Annotated in this window: 1 pseudogene; it reads right to left on the bottom strand. The window is 21.7% G+C overall.

The window, feature by feature from the left end:
- Window positions 1-226: pseudogene (locus tag BUE91_RS01740) on the bottom strand (anaerobic sulfatase maturase); the annotation flags it as partial.

Below are 226 nucleotides of genomic sequence, written 5' to 3'. Positions count from 1 at the left end.
AGGAATAAATTGTAAAAATTCAAATTTTTGCTCTCTAAAAAATTCATATATTTTTTTAGCATTTTTTGAAACTTCTGAATTTACAACACATAAAATATTGAAATCAATATTTCTTTCCCTTAATTTATTTATATTATTAAGTATAGAATCAAATGTACCTTTTTGTCGTATATCTATTCTGAAGATATCATGTATATCCTTAGTTCCATCAAGAGATATACCAATT

This window comes from Streptobacillus notomytis (genome assembly GCF_001902585.1).
Classification (GTDB): domain Bacteria; phylum Fusobacteriota; class Fusobacteriia; order Fusobacteriales; family Leptotrichiaceae; genus Streptobacillus; species Streptobacillus notomytis.
The sequence above is the reverse complement of the archived record's forward strand: the minus strand, read 5'-3'. Positions and strand labels throughout refer to the sequence as shown.